The organism is Microbulbifer jejuensis (genome assembly GCF_047289955.1).
In the GTDB taxonomy this organism is placed as follows: Bacteria; Pseudomonadota; Gammaproteobacteria; order Pseudomonadales; family Cellvibrionaceae; genus Microbulbifer.
Genome location: NZ_JBLBUB010000001.1, coordinates 135,399 through 150,474, shown reverse-complemented (window position 1 = coordinate 150,474; position 15,076 = coordinate 135,399). Strand labels below are relative to the sequence as shown.

The 15,076-nt window shown below is 53.7% G+C and carries 15 protein-coding genes; 5 read left to right on the top strand and 10 right to left on the bottom strand.

The window, feature by feature from the left end:
- Window positions 1–116: 116 nt before the first annotated feature.
- Window positions 117–767, bottom strand: coding sequence for a helix-turn-helix domain-containing protein (locus tag ACL7TT_RS00705; protein ID WP_299940798.1), 651 nt, complete (start codon window positions 765–767; stop codon window positions 117–119).
- Between the two features lie 87 nt (window positions 768–854).
- Window positions 855–2,711 carry a beta-ketoacyl synthase gene (locus tag ACL7TT_RS00700; RefSeq protein WP_413392324.1) on the bottom strand — a complete coding sequence of 619 codons (1,857 nt, stop codon included), beginning with the start codon at window positions 2,709–2,711 and terminating at the stop codon, window positions 855–857.
- A 140-nt stretch (window positions 2,712–2,851) separates the two neighbouring features.
- On the opposite strand from ACL7TT_RS00700, the gene ACL7TT_RS00695 reads away from it, so the two are divergent.
- Complete coding sequence (locus tag ACL7TT_RS00695; RefSeq protein ID WP_413392322.1) at window positions 2,852–3,838, top strand: GlxA family transcriptional regulator; 987 nt, start codon at window positions 2,852–2,854, stop codon at window positions 3,836–3,838.
- Here ACL7TT_RS00695 and ACL7TT_RS00690 read toward each other — a convergent pair.
- Entirely contained in the window at window positions 3,818–4,471 is a 654-nt protein-coding gene (locus ACL7TT_RS00690; RefSeq protein WP_413392320.1) for a class I SAM-dependent methyltransferase, read from the bottom strand. The two genes, ACL7TT_RS00695 and ACL7TT_RS00690, sit on opposite strands and share 21 nt — an antisense overlap.
- 9 nt (window positions 4,472–4,480) lie before the next feature.
- Window positions 4,481–4,948, bottom strand: coding sequence for an Hsp20 family protein (locus tag ACL7TT_RS00685; RefSeq protein ID WP_413392318.1), 468 nt, complete (start codon window positions 4,946–4,948; stop codon window positions 4,481–4,483).
- 150 nt (window positions 4,949–5,098) lie between these two features.
- On the opposite strand from ACL7TT_RS00685, the gene thpR reads away from it, so the two are divergent.
- A complete protein-coding gene (thpR, locus tag ACL7TT_RS00680; RefSeq protein ID WP_413392316.1) occupies window positions 5,099–5,689 on the top strand; it encodes an RNA 2',3'-cyclic phosphodiesterase in 591 nt (196 codons plus the stop codon).
- A 16-nt stretch (window positions 5,690–5,705) separates the two neighbouring features.
- On the opposite strand, the gene ACL7TT_RS00675 is transcribed toward thpR, so the two are convergent.
- Window positions 5,706–6,695 (bottom strand): hypothetical protein, encoded by a 990-nt coding sequence (locus ACL7TT_RS00675; protein WP_413392314.1) that lies wholly within the window; start codon window positions 6,693–6,695, stop codon window positions 5,706–5,708.
- 478 nt (window positions 6,696–7,173) lie between these two features.
- Here ACL7TT_RS00675 and ACL7TT_RS00670 point away from each other — a divergent pair, with 478 nt between their 5' ends.
- Window positions 7,174–7,524, top strand: coding sequence for an HPF/RaiA family ribosome-associated protein (locus tag ACL7TT_RS00670; RefSeq protein WP_413392312.1), 351 nt, complete (start codon window positions 7,174–7,176; stop codon window positions 7,522–7,524).
- A gap of 280 nt (window positions 7,525–7,804) precedes the next feature.
- Here ACL7TT_RS00670 and gorA read toward each other — a convergent pair whose 3' ends face one another.
- Window positions 7,805–9,166, bottom strand: coding sequence for a glutathione-disulfide reductase (gene gorA, locus ACL7TT_RS00665; RefSeq protein ID WP_413392310.1), 1,362 nt, complete (start codon window positions 9,164–9,166; stop codon window positions 7,805–7,807).
- Window positions 9,167–9,414: 248 nt separating this feature from the next.
- On the opposite strand from gorA, the gene ACL7TT_RS00660 reads away from it, so the two are divergent.
- Complete coding sequence (locus tag ACL7TT_RS00660) at window positions 9,415–9,915, top strand: hypothetical protein (protein WP_299940823.1); 501 nt, start codon at window positions 9,415–9,417, stop codon at window positions 9,913–9,915.
- Window positions 9,916–10,063: 148 nt separating this feature from the next.
- Here ACL7TT_RS00660 and ACL7TT_RS00655 read toward each other — a convergent pair whose 3' ends face one another.
- From ACL7TT_RS00655 to ACL7TT_RS00640, 4 genes are all read right to left on the bottom strand, one after another.
- On the bottom strand, window positions 10,064–11,215 hold the full coding sequence (locus ACL7TT_RS00655) for a TIGR01620 family protein (RefSeq protein WP_413392308.1): 1,152 nt from the start codon (window positions 11,213–11,215) through the stop codon (window positions 10,064–10,066).
- Window positions 11,212–12,642, bottom strand: a complete 1,431-nt coding sequence (locus tag ACL7TT_RS00650) for a YcjX family protein (RefSeq protein ID WP_413392306.1) — start codon at window positions 12,640–12,642, stop codon at window positions 11,212–11,214. Before ACL7TT_RS00650 ends, ACL7TT_RS00655 begins: the two co-directional genes overlap by 4 nt.
- Before the next feature lie 143 nt (window positions 12,643–12,785).
- Window positions 12,786–13,595, bottom strand: a complete 810-nt coding sequence (locus tag ACL7TT_RS00645) for a GIN domain-containing protein (RefSeq protein WP_413392304.1) — start codon at window positions 13,593–13,595, stop codon at window positions 12,786–12,788.
- Between the two features lie 310 nt (window positions 13,596–13,905).
- Window positions 13,906–14,328 carry an HIT family protein gene (locus tag ACL7TT_RS00640; RefSeq protein WP_413392302.1) on the bottom strand — a complete coding sequence of 141 codons (423 nt, stop codon included), beginning with the start codon at window positions 14,326–14,328 and terminating at the stop codon, window positions 13,906–13,908.
- 336 nt (window positions 14,329–14,664) lie between these two features.
- Between ACL7TT_RS00640 and ACL7TT_RS00635 the strand changes: the two genes are divergently transcribed.
- Window positions 14,665–15,024, top strand: coding sequence for a globin family protein (locus ACL7TT_RS00635; protein ID WP_299940834.1), 360 nt, complete (start codon window positions 14,665–14,667; stop codon window positions 15,022–15,024).
- Window positions 15,025–15,076: the final 52 nt, after the last annotated feature.

The following is a 15,076-nucleotide window of genomic DNA, read 5'->3' as shown; positions in this document are numbered from 1 at the left end:
TGAATACTATTTCTTACAAATGGAGTGGCGTCAACAGCGCCCAAACACAGAAAGCGGCCAGCTCAAAACACCAGCCGGGAATCAAAACCGCGAGCGCTTATCCCGGATTTGCCCGATTAATCAGCAGGTTGGCACAATTTATCCCCTATGCGCTCAGCCTCCAGCCCTGGGAAGGGGCTGTATAGGCGGGGAGGCATGGGGATCGTGGCGCTGACGACGATGCAGTCATTTTGCCCCCGATTGCGGAATCGATGCGGCCGCCTGCCACTGAAATAGTAACCGTCCCCCACTCTCAGTAGCGCCGAGTCAACGCCGATAGTGACCTCCAACTCGCCAGCAACCACGATACCCCCCACTTCGCCATCAGCGATAGACAGGCTGGATGCAGAGTCCTGGCCAACCGGAAATACCTTGCGCAGTATGGACATTGAACGCCCCGCTCGGTGCCCGCCGAGAAGCTGGCAGCGGACCCTCCCGGTGCCAATATCCGGCATTTCACGGGCACGAAAGAAAACCTGGCCAGGCTCGCCGAGTTGCAGAGAAAAAAATTCGGCCAGTGACATGGGGACACTGCCCAATATTTTTTCAAGGGAGCCAATGGATGGGCTGACACGCCCCTGCTCAATAAAGGATATAGCGGCGTTGGTCACACCCGCCCGCCGCGCCAATTCTCTTTGGGATAGACCGTAGATTTTGCGCACCAGTTTTAGGCGCACACCCACATCACTACTATCCTTCGACTCATGGCATACTTCCGTATCCACCATTTTACTTCCTGTAAATAAGGGGGTTATCAATCCCTGCTGCAGCCGGACACCTCAAACTGCTTAAAACACGGGGCGACCACCTCTTCCCTACACCATATCCTCAAAAGGATTACTCTTGGGAAGTTTTACCGTTGGGAAGCCCGGCAGGGTTACCGCATCGGTCGATAAGCGTATCTCGCGCTCGTCCACAAGCGCCTCGCCAAACTTGTAAATAGTGTCCAACTCTCCACGGCAGGCACGATTATCGTAGGCAGCAGCCTTCTCAACAACCGCATCATTACTTTTTCTGTAAGCTTCAACAAGCCTCGTGCCGTGGCGCCGCTCAATCATGGAACGTGTCAGGTGAGGCGATAAAACAAGCGCAGTAGCATTATTGCCGCCAAAGCCCTTAGAGTTGAGCAGTGCCAGATCAAGGGTGCTCGGATCTCGTTCGACATGCGCCAGGGAAATATTGAGATTCTTACAATGAACATCGTCAGCCAACCGGTCTACAGTGACAATCCCCGGCAAGATACCCCGCTGAAAGATACCCAGTGCAGTAATCAACTGATCACCGCTAGCTGCGGCAACAGTATGCCCGACATAGGCTTTGACTGCGCACACCGGCCAGCGATCAATACCGAAAGTGGCGGCTAACCGGTCGAGAATAGCCGACTCTGTCACACGGTTTTGCGGCGTACTTGAACCATGGGCCTGCACAAAACTGCGCCTTTGCAGACTTTCCTTGCCGGCAATCGCCTCAGCTTGCGCCAATGCCTTTGCCACAGTCAAGTAGTTGCCTGGGCCCGGGGCTGAAATGGATTTCTTATTACCATCGGCATTGGTAAAGACCCCGGCGACTGAACCGTGGATATTCGCACCCAACTCCAGTGCCAGAGAATCGTCCATCAGGATAGCCCACTGGGTCCCCTCTCCCAGCGTAAATCCACAATTTTCCCCAAAGGGACGACTGGTACGCCGAAGGTCCAGCGCCCCGGGAAACAACCTGCGCAGGTTATCGATCGTCGCCAGAGCCCCCATAGTCGAATAGCCATCCACCACCTCTGGCACGAAAGGCGCCTCAGCGGCACCGATAATGGCGACTCTGGCGCGCCCATAGCGAATATCCTCCACCCCGGCACGCAAGTTATACAGGTAGCTGGCGCAGGCACCAGCCACGGCGCCAGTGGATCCCACATTACCCAACACATAAGCATTGACAAAATCCGCCGGCATACTGTTCAGACCGAGCGCTAACTGCTTGGAGGTGACCCGTGATCCACGCAAGCGGGACTGTAATAGTCCCCCATTCCCAAAAGGATCCAATTGACTCATTGCCGAAGAGGCGTAGACCGAAATATTGTCCGGCCCCGCCGCAGCCACTACCCTTTCCCAATCGACCCCCATAGACTGCACCGCATCGGAAGCCCCGAGCACTGCCAGTTGTAAGCCACGGGGATGAAAGCGCGAATTGTACTGCTCACCAGGCTCGAAGCCGGTGGGCAACTGGCCACCCGAGGCAACGGGAATTTCCCGATAACTATCCAGCATTACCGAGAGGCTCGCGGTGGTCACCCGCACCTTGCCCCCACCGGCAGTCTCCACTTGCCACCCATCCGGCAAAGGGTGCGGTAACTGCCGTGCTGACATTTCAAACGTCAGGCCACTGGCATCGCTCAAATTCGCTGCCTGATGGAAATGGCAATTGCGGTAATCGTAAAAGCGCTCCTCGAGTTCCCGTACCAGGGTGCCTTGCAATACGCGGCGCTCAAGATCGGGCCCTAAAGGACCACTGGCAGCGGTACCGGTGCGCAATCCCATCAACGCAGCCAAATCGGAAAGCGTCTCGATGCGCTCCTTCCGGCTAAGCCTGTCCAGCACTAGGCGGGCGTAACCCCGGTGAGAGGAGCTACGCCCCGCAGGGTTAAAGCCGCCAAATGCGGTAATTACGGGAAGGCGCTGCATCCTGACCTCCAGCCAAATGTTAAAAACTACAAGAATTGGTAGCGGGAAGTGTAGGGGGTGGCGATTCTGCCCAGTTATGGGCATACTGGCCAAAAAAATTGAGTGTTTTGGCCAATGGCGCAAGTACGTTTAGATTTCTAATGCGAACAGTTACCTTTCTCCTAATCGATCAGATGCTGGCAACCAGCACGGTTCTCCCTCTTGAAATGCTACGTGGGGCCGAGAGTCGCGCCCGCCTGGAAAGCAAGAGTGCGCCACTGCGCCTGGTTACCGCCAGTCTTGATGGAAGCTCGGTAAATACCCGCTGCGGTTTCGCTTTGAAGCCCGATACCGCCCTGTGCGATGCACCGGACAGCGACCTTATCTATATTCCTGCCCTGTGGCGAAATCCACGCCCCACACTAAAGCGTAGCGGACAACTCTTGAAATGGCTTCGGGCCCAGGCGGCATCGGGAGCTGTGATCAACGCAGTGGGCACCGGCGTTTGCTTTCTTGCGGAAGCAGGCCTACTGAACGGTAAACCAGCCACGACGCACTGGCACTACTTTGAACAATTCAGCTCGGATTACCCGGAGGTCAAACTCAAGCGACAGTATTTTATTACTCAGGCGAACAGGCTTTTCTGCGCCGCGAGTATTAATGCCCTGGCGGATATCACAGTGCATATGATTCGCCAGCTCTATGGGCCCACCGTGGCCAGCCATGTAGAACGCAACTTTTCCCACGAAATCCGGCGACCCTTCAAGGAGATTGCCTACTCGGAAGGGGCTGTGCAACTGCATCCGGACGAAGACATTGTGCAGGCACAGGCATGGCTGAAAGAGCACTGCAATACAGAAGTACGCCTGAGCGATGTCGCAAAAATATTTGATATGAGCGTACGCTCGTTTAACCGGCGCTTCAAGCTGGCTACCGGACAGACACCTCTGCAGTATTTGCAGAATGTTCGTGTGGATATGGCCCGGGAGCTTTTGCAGTCAAGCAATTTGTCCGTCAATGAGGTTGCGGAAAAAGTTGGCTATCAGGATATGGGGCACTTTACAGCACTTTTTAAAAAATTCCTCGCTACCACCCCGAGCGAATACCGCACCACGGTCAGGGCGAAATTATTCCGTGTAAACACCTGACTTGCGCAGGAAAAACACATCGCTGTCAACAAACTGCAGGTCGGCCTCTAACCTCTGCGCCAACCACCGGAATGTTCTGGCACTGAAAAAGCCGATGTGTGTCGGGTCCCGGATATAGTGCCACCTGGCAAAACGCTCTGCAGAGATAACGGGCTTTGTCATTAACGCCAGGATGCCACCGCCTCGCAGCCTCTGCCACAAATTCAGTAGTTCGGCGCCCGGCTCGGCAAGATGCTCCACAACTTCTGTGGCTACAATAAAATCGTATTCCTTTGCCAACGCATCGGTCGCAGGAAGATAGAAACGGTCATACAGTTCAACCCTATGTCCACCCTCGGCCAACATGTTAGCCAGCAACGGTGCTGGGCCACACCCAAAATCCAATCCTTCGCTTTTAGCCTGCAGGGCGTTTAAAAGAGGAACGGCACAGCGGCTGAGGAAACGACGATACCCATTGTCCTCCATGGAGTTTTCATGCAGGTTATAATAGGCCAGTTCCCCAGCGGGAGAAAGGTGGAATTCAGGCGGGACAAATACCAGTGCGCAGCGATTACATTGGTAATAGCTGCGAGATGTATCGCGGTGGTAAAACTGTACCGTCGTGTGGCGGCACAGTGAACATTGATAGAGCAAATCAGGCGTCTATTGTACCGGATTTTTTTCGCTTTCCGCATGTTGAAGCAGACTGCTGTCGCCAATTTCAATTTTTCGCGGCTTCATCGCTTCGGGAATTTCCCGCATCAATTCAATATGCAACAACCCATTCTCAAGCTTCGCATCGGTTACCTTGACATGATCGGCCAACTGAAAGCGACGCTCAAAGTTTCGCGCGGCGATTCCGCGATGTAAAAAATTCCTTTGTGCAGTTTCTTCCGGTTTTTTTCCGCTCACAACAAGGCGGTTTTGCTCGACGTGAATATCCAGTTCTGACTGCTCAAAACCGGCTACAGCCATGCTGATTCTGTAACTGTCCTCGCCCGTTAGCTCAATATCGTAAGGGGGATATGCCGGCTGCTTCTGCTCACCGGAAGTCATGGCATCCAGCAGACTGGCCATGCGGTCAAAGCCAATTGCAGAACGGTACAGGGGGGTAAAATCAAAGTTACGCATTGTTATATCCTCAATTCAGAGCAATATTAAATTCCGCTCGCCTATGAGCCCGAGCGTCTACACGGATGGCACTTTCAGCAGTCAGCTACCATCCACAATGAGAATATATGGGCACAAAAATGGCATTCAAGGGCCAGGGCGGGAAATGACATGTCAAAAATGAGGTTCAGGATGGACAAAGCAACCACCCGGCTGTTTATAGGCATTCGCCCCTGCTGTCCGTCACAGGTTTTTTTTGATGAATTGGTCCGCCATTGCAGGACTGGAATTTGGCACAAGCAACCCGATCAAACTCACTGGACCAGCCCGCGTGATCGACACTTGACACTCGCATTTCTGGGAGACACCCCAGACCATGTGATCCCCTTTATAGAGGAGGGTCTGGCGAATATTGCACAGACAGTATGCAGCGCTACGGGGCACCTCTTTTCCCTGGGCCCCTTCCCGGCGCAAAACGCCAACGCATTGGCAGTAGAGCTTATAGGCGACCCGAACCTGCAAAAACTCCATGAACGCTGCCGGCAACTCATTATTGACTTGGGCATGGCGCCGGAGCGGCGCAGTTATCGACCGCATATCACCTTGGCGCGGCGCAAAGGAGGGTTTCGCGGGCTTGTGCCGCTACACCTGGATTATTCAATGCTTCTGGATAATATCACCCTATACAAAAGCGTTCCGGTACCGGGCTGTAGCCACTACCACCGGCTATTTGAAACCCTTCTGCGCGGGATACCGTTATAGTAAGGCTTATCTACACCTAGTTCAGCGTTTCGAGGGCATATTCGGGGTACATGACCAGCCGGGGCCGGGAGGGCCGACGCGCATCAAAAATAAACACATAGCGGGTATTGTCATCTTCCGCCGGGACGGTCCGGCGAAACTTCCAGGAATTGATTTTATAGGTTTGTCTGCCTGCATCGACAGTCGTCACCAAGCGGTATTGATTTTTCCCCAGGAACTCAAACGGCAGGCGTTTGCCACCGGAGGACCTCAATTCCAGGCTGTTGAACGTCTGCTTGTTCTCACCGCTCTTATCCGCCAGCAATTTGCGCAAGCGCTCTTGCTCGCGCTGTACGTAAGCCAGTAATTCCGTATCCACTTCGCGCTCAACCGCAACCGGTACAGGGTCAGGCATAACCTCTGGTTTTGGCGCTTCCTGAAGAGTCGCGGTCTTGAGTTCGGGCTTATCCAAGCGGGCAGCACTTTTCGCCAGGGCAGCCCTCCGCTCGGATTCCTCAGCCTGGGCGAGCATGGCATTCACCACTTGGTTTACGGTTTCTTGCTGTGCCGAAATTCTGGCTCTGGTCTGCGTGATGGCATGCTCCTCCTCTGCCAGCTTAGCCCGCATCGCCCCGTGGTTTACCTGAATAAATTTGAGACGACGGGTACGGCTGTCAACGCCTCGCTCGGCCATATCTAAACTGTGTTTTGCCTTGGCCAGCTGGCGTTGTGTATCCAGACTGGGGCTGGAATCGTGATTCCGTTGCGCCTTATCCAATTCCAGGCGGCTTTCTTCGTACTTCTGGTGGAGGCTGTCGAGAGACTCCCTGGCGCGCTCTAGCTTGTATTCATAGGAGAGAAGCTCGTTTTCAATATCCTCCTGTGCCACCAGTTTGTTCTCGAGAGACTGCTCCAGTCGCGCCAGTCGGTTCTTTTCCACCATCAGGGTTGGCTGTGACTGAGCCGCAGCTCCGTCAAAAACTACCAAGCCCGCCAAAAATAGCAGACAGTATCGCTTTACCGCCATTTCTCAGAACCTATTTACCGATTTCATATTACTTGTAAGATAAAAGCGCAGAGCTTGTTTTTTGTACAAAACCCCGAAACCACTGCGCGATACTGACAATCTTACGCGGGCCTCAGCTTGTGGGCAATGACCTTGCATCCACTTGGTGTACCGATTTGGTCAATGCGTCCGATTGAGTGCGGCAAATCAAGAAAAAGGTACGTTATTAAAGTTTAAGTGACAATTTCCTGCGATAGCGCTTGATTTTTTTTTTAGCGGAAGCATTATGAGTATCAGGGAGAAGATCGCTGGACTCAGCGGAAACCCGACCCGGACGTAAAACACCCTGGCTGCTCCATCAGCAACTTTTCGTTACGCTCCTGACGGCTCGGTGCTTCAACTGCTGCAGACTCGACCCCTCCCACCAGGGCGCCCTTCCTTCTCGTAGCAATCCGCAAAAGCGGCCTGCATGGTTTCTTTTAACCGGAGGTAATTGCCCATGAAATCAGCGCCTAACGATAACATTGTGTTCCGCGATATCGACAGATCAGTCACCCTGGCTAGCACGGTATCCAAAAAGTTACATAAGCTGGAACGTTATTGTGGCGACATCATACATAGTCGCGTAGTGCTTGAAGCCCCCCACCAACACAAGAGCAAAGGCAAACAATTTAAAGCTTCCCTTGAGCTTGCCATTAGTGGCAATCCCGTAACGATCAGCAGTGAAAGCGAATCCATTCACCGGGCAGTCAACGACACATTTGCTTCCGCAGAGCGCTGCCTAAAAGAACGCGGCGAACGCAAGAAAGCGCGGCGCCATCAACCCCTTCACGAAGCTGCTGAAGAGTAGTGAAAAGGAAGAAATCGAGCATTTGAATGAGGCCGTGCAGATGCATGCCTCTTCTTCAGTATCAATGACCAGCCGCAGGCGGGCCACCAACCATCTCCCGCTCATTTACTTGAAAGGCAGGAGGGAAGAATATCCCTCTGCCAGGACTGTATGAGGCATGAATGCCGATTACGAGCGTACAGGGATGTATGCGCAGCGCGTCCTGGGAGAGGGGCATTCTTCCCTTTCGCCCCGACAGTAAATTTACAAAGGGGTGAACAACTCCAGCTCACGGGTCGCTTCACTTAGCACTGACCGGGGAACGCATAGTGACGAATTCTTCGGCTGCAGTCGGGTGAATCCCGATCGTCTCATCGAAGATTTTTTTTGTCGCACCCGCCTTAAGGGCCACCGCCATACCCTGAATGATCTCACCGGCATCTTCGCCCACCATGTGCACACCAATGACCCTATCGGTACTGGCGTTCACAACGAGCTTCATTAGCGTTCGCTCAACATTACCGCTCATCGTATGGCGCATTGGCCGAAATTCGGACTTGTAAATAGTTACCGGAATACCCGAATCCCTGGCCTCCTCTTCTGAAAGCCCCACGGTTCCAATATTTGGCTGGCAGAAAACAGCCGTTGGAATATTGTTGTAATCAATCTCAGCCGTGTTACCGGTTTGCCAGTGCTTGACCAGGGCCATGGCTTCCGCCAGTGCCACGGGTGTCAGCTGGGGCTCACCCGTGACATCGCCCAGAGCATAGATGGAATCTACACTCGTGCGAAAGTTATCATCCACTGAGATGTTACCATCCCTGTGCAAGACAACGCCCTGCTCCTCCAGGCCCAGTCCAGCCGTATTAGCCATTCGTCCGGTGGCATAGAGAACCATATCGACATTCAGGCCAGATCCATCTGCAGCATGTACGAGAAGACTGCCATCCTGCAGTTTTTCAATCGCACTGACATTGTGATTGAATTTCAGGTCCACATCTTTTTTAATCATTTCATCGCGTACAAAATTGCGAATGTCACGATCAAAACCGCGCAGGAACAAGTCCCGGCGGTAAGAGAGGTGCGTATCCGCTCCCAGGCCCGAAAAAATGCCAGCAAACTCCACGGCGATGTAACCACCTCCAACCACAAGCACTCGCCTGGGAAACTCTGCCATGGAAAAAACTTCATTGGAGGTCAGCACAAGTTCCCGGCCTGGTATCTCCGGTACAAATGGCCACCCACCTGTCGCCACTAAAATACGTTTTGTTGTGAACGCCCACTCGTTGACAACAACGCGATGGGGATCAACGATACTTGCGCGGCCATCAAACACAGTGACGCCGGAATTTTCCAGCAGACTGCGATAGATCCCGTTGAGCCGGGCAATTTCCTTTGCGTTATTATCCCTCAACGTCGGCCAATCGAGCTCTGCGCCAGGATTTTCCCAACCGTAGGCCCTGGCATCGACAAAATCCTGGCTGTAACCACTGGCATAAACAAACAGCTTTTTGGGGACGCAACCCACATTGACACAAGTTCCACCCATGTAGCGGTCTTCCGCCACCGCCACTTTCATGCCCTGATCCGCGGCCATTCTCGCAGCGCGTACGCCACCGGAGCCTGCCCCGATTACAAAAAGATCAAATTCGTATTCTGCCAAAACAAACCTCTACCATTCGTTCAAATATTCTGCAGCTTTGTGAGCGGCAGCCGAAAAAATCTGTACTTTCAAACCAACCTGGAACAAGAATGACTTTCTATACTTAATAACCATTGACAGTCTTTCGCACTTTAGATATTCATGTGAAGACTGTCACAAAAAACAGCCCGAAAGCAAAGCCACAAATCAGACAGCCTGTTTAGCGGATAGAATAACCATCATTAAAAAAACAACTCCTGGGCAAGATCATGAACTTTCCTATTAGAGCGATTCAGCAAACCCTTGGACTATTGATCCTGTTTATTGCCAGCAGCCAGAGCTACGCCAACACCCACCCCGCCTACTTGACCAAAGACTACTGTAACAGTGTCGTGGAACAATTTATCGACTCGGGTATGCGCAGCCTGGACAAGTATATCAACGAGCACTTCAATCTTGAGTACAAAGGTGGTATCCGTAATACCGTACGGTTTCTGGAGCAGAGACTGGAATGGCTGACCGAGTGCAATGACTACCTGATGGACACCTCGAAAACCCATGTGTTCCACAGTCAGGATGACACACAGAGCATCTTCACCGCTATCAATGCCTTAGCCCAGGAGCTGCAGCATGTCCGCTCTGGTGTTGAATACCAGGACGATGCCGGAAACAACAACCCAACCCCCTTCATAAAACGTCGTTATAAAGACCTGGCCCAACTGTTAGACCGCCATCATACACGCATGTTGATGCAGAGGCAGTTTCGGTAAAGCTCCGCGGCCTGATTCCCCCAAAACCCGACCATTGTCGGGTTCATCGCCAGCGCGGATGCTTATATAGAAGCACAAGGGGGAGCTCCCACCAGTGGTGTATTCACCCTACCGAGGGACTTAGGGTTTTTCGGTGCTTCCCGGTAGCCTAACCGAGATCAAGGCCCGTTCGAGGCTCTTTCGCCGACGACTCGGGCACAGATTGCGCCCCATAACGGCCACGAGTAACTACCGAAAAAACCCCCGGCATGCGCTCTTTCAGGCCAGCACCAATGCTTGCTATCACCGTCGCCAATCGGGGGCCCTGCTTTCCCACAAAAGGAACGGGCCTGCAGCCATGCAGGGTTGCCAAGCCAATACGGGCTACAAACAGGCTGGCCCCAACCCCCTGCCCCAAGCGCACGGAAATGGTTGAGAGCATACTGTCTCCAACCAACTCGGGCCACATCTCAGAAATTGCATACTCGCTGGCGCCGCTGTAAGCCACCAGTGCCAGCACTTTTTTGAACAGGCGCCAACGCACCACCATTGATGGTCGTATACCGTAGATTTGCGCCACATCATCAATCATGCGCAGAGACTGACGCAAGGCAACAAGGATATCGACACTGGCAAAAGGGCTTAATCCAACCAGGGCCCCTGTCGTGGTAGAATGACGCACCACGCGTCTCAGCGCCTCTTGATCAAGGGCATCGAGAAAAGCGGCCTCAAGATACTGCAACAATTCACTACTGTCATAGTAATCAGGGGCCTCATTCAACACCCGGTCGAGCAAAATCCCCTGGGGCTTGCCGACAAAATGCTCCCGTAACTGGCGCCGAAAAAGCTCTGCCTCTTCATGACTACGACAGTCACGCATCTGCACGGCCATCGCTCGACTTTTCTCAAGTTTGCGCAAAGGCCGCCCGGCTCGAAAGAATTCCCATACCGAACTGACAATGGTGGATGCGAAGGCGACGATCACCAAAGCGGCAAGAACCCCGAGGACCCAGTGTTTGTCCACCGCCCAAGTGTATAGCTGGCGCAACTCCCAGGCCAAGGCTGCCAGCGCCAGTCCGAATGCCGACAACAACGCCGGCTTCAGCCATCTCAGCCGAAACACCGGCAGACGCAATTCGGAAAAGGCGATGCGATCCGGCAGGGATTCCCCTGTGGTAATTGATCTGGGGATCTCCTCAGACTTCTCACGCAGTGTTTCCACCCGCGTTGTATCGCGCTGTGGGGCTTCCACTCCCAGTTCTTCCAATGGCTCAATTCGTGTTGTGCATCGCAGCGGCTCTTTGTTCTCGCCTTTTATCATACCTTGTCTCCCAACAGCAGATTTAGCAATGCATCCACACGAATATGCGGGATATGACCAGACGCCATACCCTGGGGTGGACGCAACTGCGGTGGCGCGGCCCCGGTATAGTGCCCCCAATCCGCCTGGTCCGCTGGCAATTGGGAAAATATTTCTGCGTTCTCAAAGCCGAGATAGCGCCCCTGCAGATCGTGCCCTACCAGCATGCGCCGGCCACTGCGCTGATCCTCCCGTGAACAGCGCACAGCAGCAATTGCCTCACTGAAAATGGGCAGGCCCCGGTGGCGGGCTCCGCTAAAGCTCTGCTGCAGCTGCTGCCCCAGCAACTGGCGCAATGCATCGTGATCCGCTGCGAGCACCTGATCCACCTTGGTGGCTGCAAACAGCAACCGATCCACTTTTGGCCGCCACAGCCTGTTGAATCGCCCGGACTTCCCGTAGCGGAAAGTATCGGCAATCTGTTCGAACGCCAGACACATGTCGTCCAGGGCCTGCTCCCCTGCGAACAGCGTACCGATCATATCCACCAGTATCAATTGCCTGTCCAGATGACGGAAATGGCTCTCTGCGAAAGGGGCGACCTGTTCCTGCACATAGTCTTTGTAGCGTCGACGCAGGACCTGGTAATTGCTGTTGTCCGGCATTGCCGCCAACGCCTCTGCACTCAAACCACGCAGGTCGAGCAGGGGCAGCAGCCCGTAGTCCTTTTTCTCAAGCAATGCACGGCCCGGCTGCAGATAACTGAGCTTGCTTTGCGTGCGACATTTCAACAAAAATTGGCGATATTCCTCCCAGAGCACCGCCAATTGGGCCTCCTGCGCCGGGGCCTGAGGGCAGAGGGCTGCCAGCCTTGATATCAGTTGTGGCGCCAACCTGGCTCGCGAGTCGGCATTGACAATATGTGCCTGATGGCGACACCACTCCCGATAGTCCATGCGCAGCAGTGGCAGGTCCATCAACCATTCACCGGGATAGTCACGCAGCTCCAAAATCAGGGTTTTGGTGCCCGCACCTCGAAAGCGGCGGTGGTTACGCAGATGGATGTGCAGCTCCATTGCCGACACACCGCGGGTGCTTTGCGGCCAACGGGGTGGTTGTGACATCAAAGCATTGAGGCAACCGTCATAGTCAAACGGCGGCAGACCGGAGTCGAGGGCGGGCTTTAATTCCGCGCCGAGCAAATCACCCGTAAGCGCAGGGGCAAATCCCGGCAACTGGGCCTTTTGAGGGTGGCTGAGTTGGTAGATGAGACTGGTGAGCAAGGTTGACTTACCGGCCCCACTGAAGCCGGTAACACCAACGCAAATCCGGCGATCCATCAGCCGCTCCGCCACCCAGTGGGACTTTTCCTGCGCGCCCTGCCTCCAGCGACGCCACTTTTCCTTGAAGCGCTTGCTGCGCTTACTATCTTGATCAGCAGAGTCCACAGGATTCTCATGTGTGGACTCAGTTATCTGCAATTCCATCGGGGTGACAACTTCCCAAATCAAAACTAAAGATCTTACGTGGGTAACTCCCGCAAGAGGAGCATCGCCCCAATGGCAGCGCTTTATCGCTTGCAGGGGAGGGGTCAATCTATCAGTGCAACATCCCCGGAGCCCATAACGGAAAAGGCGTCTCGGCGCGGACGTTTCAAGACAATATCCCCAGAGCCCATCACCGAGCCGCCAGCACTGTCCGCGAGCAGACTGCGGCCAACAAAATCCCCAGACCCCATGATGCGAATAGTCACATCGGCAACCCGGCCATTGATTTGCATATCACCAGACCCTTTGATCTCGGCGGAAAGCTGCTCACCGGCGATACTGCCAATATGCAAATCACCAGAGCCGGTTAGGGAGACTTCACCGTTGATCGCCAGGGCCCTGTCCAGAATCAGGTCGCCAGAGCCAGTGACAAATGCACTCAGGGTTTCCGCTGCCGCCTTGCTGACATACACTTTGCCAGAGCCACTGACCCCCAGGTCAAGATTTTCGCCCTCAATCCTCTCTGCGCTGGCTTCACCGGAGCCGGAAACCTGTATCCCCTCAACCCGGGGCATGGTCACCGAGAACTTCACTTCCTGGTCCTGCTCCCAGGTGACAGTAACCACACCGAACCACTTCTGCCTGTTGTCCTCTACAGACAACTCCAGGGTATCCCCCTTCACCACAGCTTTAGCGTAGGGCATCGCCACAGTCGGGCCTGTGGCACTCACGGCAAAATTCTCCCCCTGAATTACCTCCACATGGGAGCTGCCTTTGAGTGAAACACGGGTAAATCCATCGACATCGAAGTGCTTGGAATCCATTTCCTGAGCCTGGGCGAGAGCACTAAAGGCTAAATATACAGCCAACAGCGCAAACAGTGGGGCCAGCAAGGCTTTAGTCACAGTTGTCATTGCGGAGTTCTCATCATTATCTGTATTACATTTTACTAGACTACCCGGAAAGCCGGTTTGGATGCAGCGCCCTCTGAACGGTATTGGAGATTCTGCGGCCCCGACAATCAGGAGGCTGTCGGGTTAACGCCGCACAGATACCATATCTGCCAGATGCGGATAGTGGCAGGCTCGAGCAAAACAAACCGGCCCAAACTGCTGCACTATTGCATGGGTGACAATCCTACCCCAGCTAAAAAGCCCATCGGAATCCCAGGCCCGCCATATAGTGAGACCATCTGGTCAAAAGAGGAAATCGCCGAAAGCCCCACTATGCACACCCCGCCTCTGCGCAACCCAGCTCAAGCAACGCCTCGCGGATTTTCCCGGCCTCGAAAGCCAGCTGCTCGGGGGTAGCGGGCTCTTGTAAAGAGAAATCAAGATCCGCCAGTTGATCAACAGGAATCAGATGCAAATGAGTATGGGGTACCTCCAGTCCTGCAATCATCATTCCCACCCGCTTGGGCGAGTAAACGGCCTTCTGGCCTTTGGCGACTTTTTGTGCGACCAATATCAAGTGTGCGGCAAGGTCGGCCGGCATATCATCCCAATGATCAATTTCCTCCACCGGAATCACCAAACAATGCCCGGGTTTAATCGGGGAAATGGTCATAATTGCAACAGCTCTATCATCGCGCCAGAGGAAATGTCCCGGTAGATCCCCATTGATAATTTGAGAAAAAATACTTGCCATCAATCAATCCACCCCGTTGAAAATGTGTAATTGGTTCAATCGTGCAGTCTAATCATGAGAGAATAAAACACAATGTAAAGTGACAGAAAATCTACAAGTTAACACCGATACTCTATTTGGCGTGCTTAAAAACAAAATCCGGAACAACCTGTCGAACAGAATGACAATTTTCTTTAGGCAAGTTGGCATACCAGGGGAATATGTCTTAGGCTCCTCACCAATTACAACCTTACTGCCAATGAGCCGGCGTACTTTGTGCACGAATCGTTATCACGCTCTTTTTTGGCTCAGTACAAATTTATATTTCAGTACTAAATGCTCGCCGGGGGGGGAGACATGGACAGCCTGTTGGATCAGGTCGGTGGTGCTCAATTTGTCAACCACACAGTCAGTGAATTCTACCAGGCCATAGGCCGCCAGCTTACCAGCTACGAGATCGGCGAACACCGCAAACAGCTGAACCGGCAAGCCCGGTTCCTCAGCCACGCGCTCTCTATCCAGCCCGAGCCAGATCGCAGCAGCCGTGCAAGCTTCCTCGCCAAGGGGCTGAATCCCGCACTGTTTGATGCGCTATTGGAGTACCTCGAAGCGCGCTTGCTGGAACTGGGATTTTCCTGGCAACTGAGTAGCCACCTTGTTGAGACTGCCAGCCGTTTATACGGCGGTTGCGAGCAGGACCTTTCTATCGCCTGTTGACTGTTCGGGCACGCAATAGGAATTGCCACCTGCACGCTCGCGCTATCTCTAT

Excerpts from the sequence above, each read along its gene's own strand:
- ACL7TT_RS00705 (WP_299940798.1), bottom strand. The coding sequence starts at position 767 with ATGGTGGATACGGAAGTATGCCATGAGTCGAAGGATAGTAGTGATGTG.
- ACL7TT_RS00660 (WP_299940823.1), top strand. The coding sequence starts at position 9,415 with ATGAACTTTCCTATTAGAGCGATTCAGCAAACCCTTGGACTATTGATC.
- ACL7TT_RS00670 (WP_413392312.1), top strand. The coding sequence starts at position 7,174 with ATGAAATCAGCGCCTAACGATAACATTGTGTTCCGCGATATCGACAGA.
- ACL7TT_RS00700 (WP_413392324.1), bottom strand. The coding sequence starts at position 2,711 with ATGCAGCGCCTTCCCGTAATTACCGCATTTGGCGGCTTTAACCCTGCG.
- thpR (WP_413392316.1), top strand. The coding sequence starts at position 5,099 with ATGTCAAAAATGAGGTTCAGGATGGACAAAGCAACCACCCGGCTGTTT.
- ACL7TT_RS00640 (WP_413392302.1), bottom strand. The coding sequence starts at position 14,328 with ATGGCAAGTATTTTTTCTCAAATTATCAATGGGGATCTACCGGGACAT.
- ACL7TT_RS00645 (WP_413392304.1), bottom strand. The coding sequence starts at position 13,595 with ATGACAACTGTGACTAAAGCCTTGCTGGCCCCACTGTTTGCGCTGTTG.
- ACL7TT_RS00675 (WP_413392314.1), bottom strand. The coding sequence starts at position 6,695 with ATGGCGGTAAAGCGATACTGTCTGCTATTTTTGGCGGGCTTGGTAGTT.
- ACL7TT_RS00695 (WP_413392322.1), top strand. The coding sequence starts at position 2,852 with ATGCGAACAGTTACCTTTCTCCTAATCGATCAGATGCTGGCAACCAGC.
- ACL7TT_RS00635 (WP_299940834.1), top strand. The coding sequence starts at position 14,665 with ATGGACAGCCTGTTGGATCAGGTCGGTGGTGCTCAATTTGTCAACCAC.
- ACL7TT_RS00685 (WP_413392318.1), bottom strand. The coding sequence starts at position 4,948 with ATGCGTAACTTTGATTTTACCCCCCTGTACCGTTCTGCAATTGGCTTT.
- ACL7TT_RS00655 (WP_413392308.1), bottom strand. The coding sequence starts at position 11,215 with ATGATAAAAGGCGAGAACAAAGAGCCGCTGCGATGCACAACACGAATT.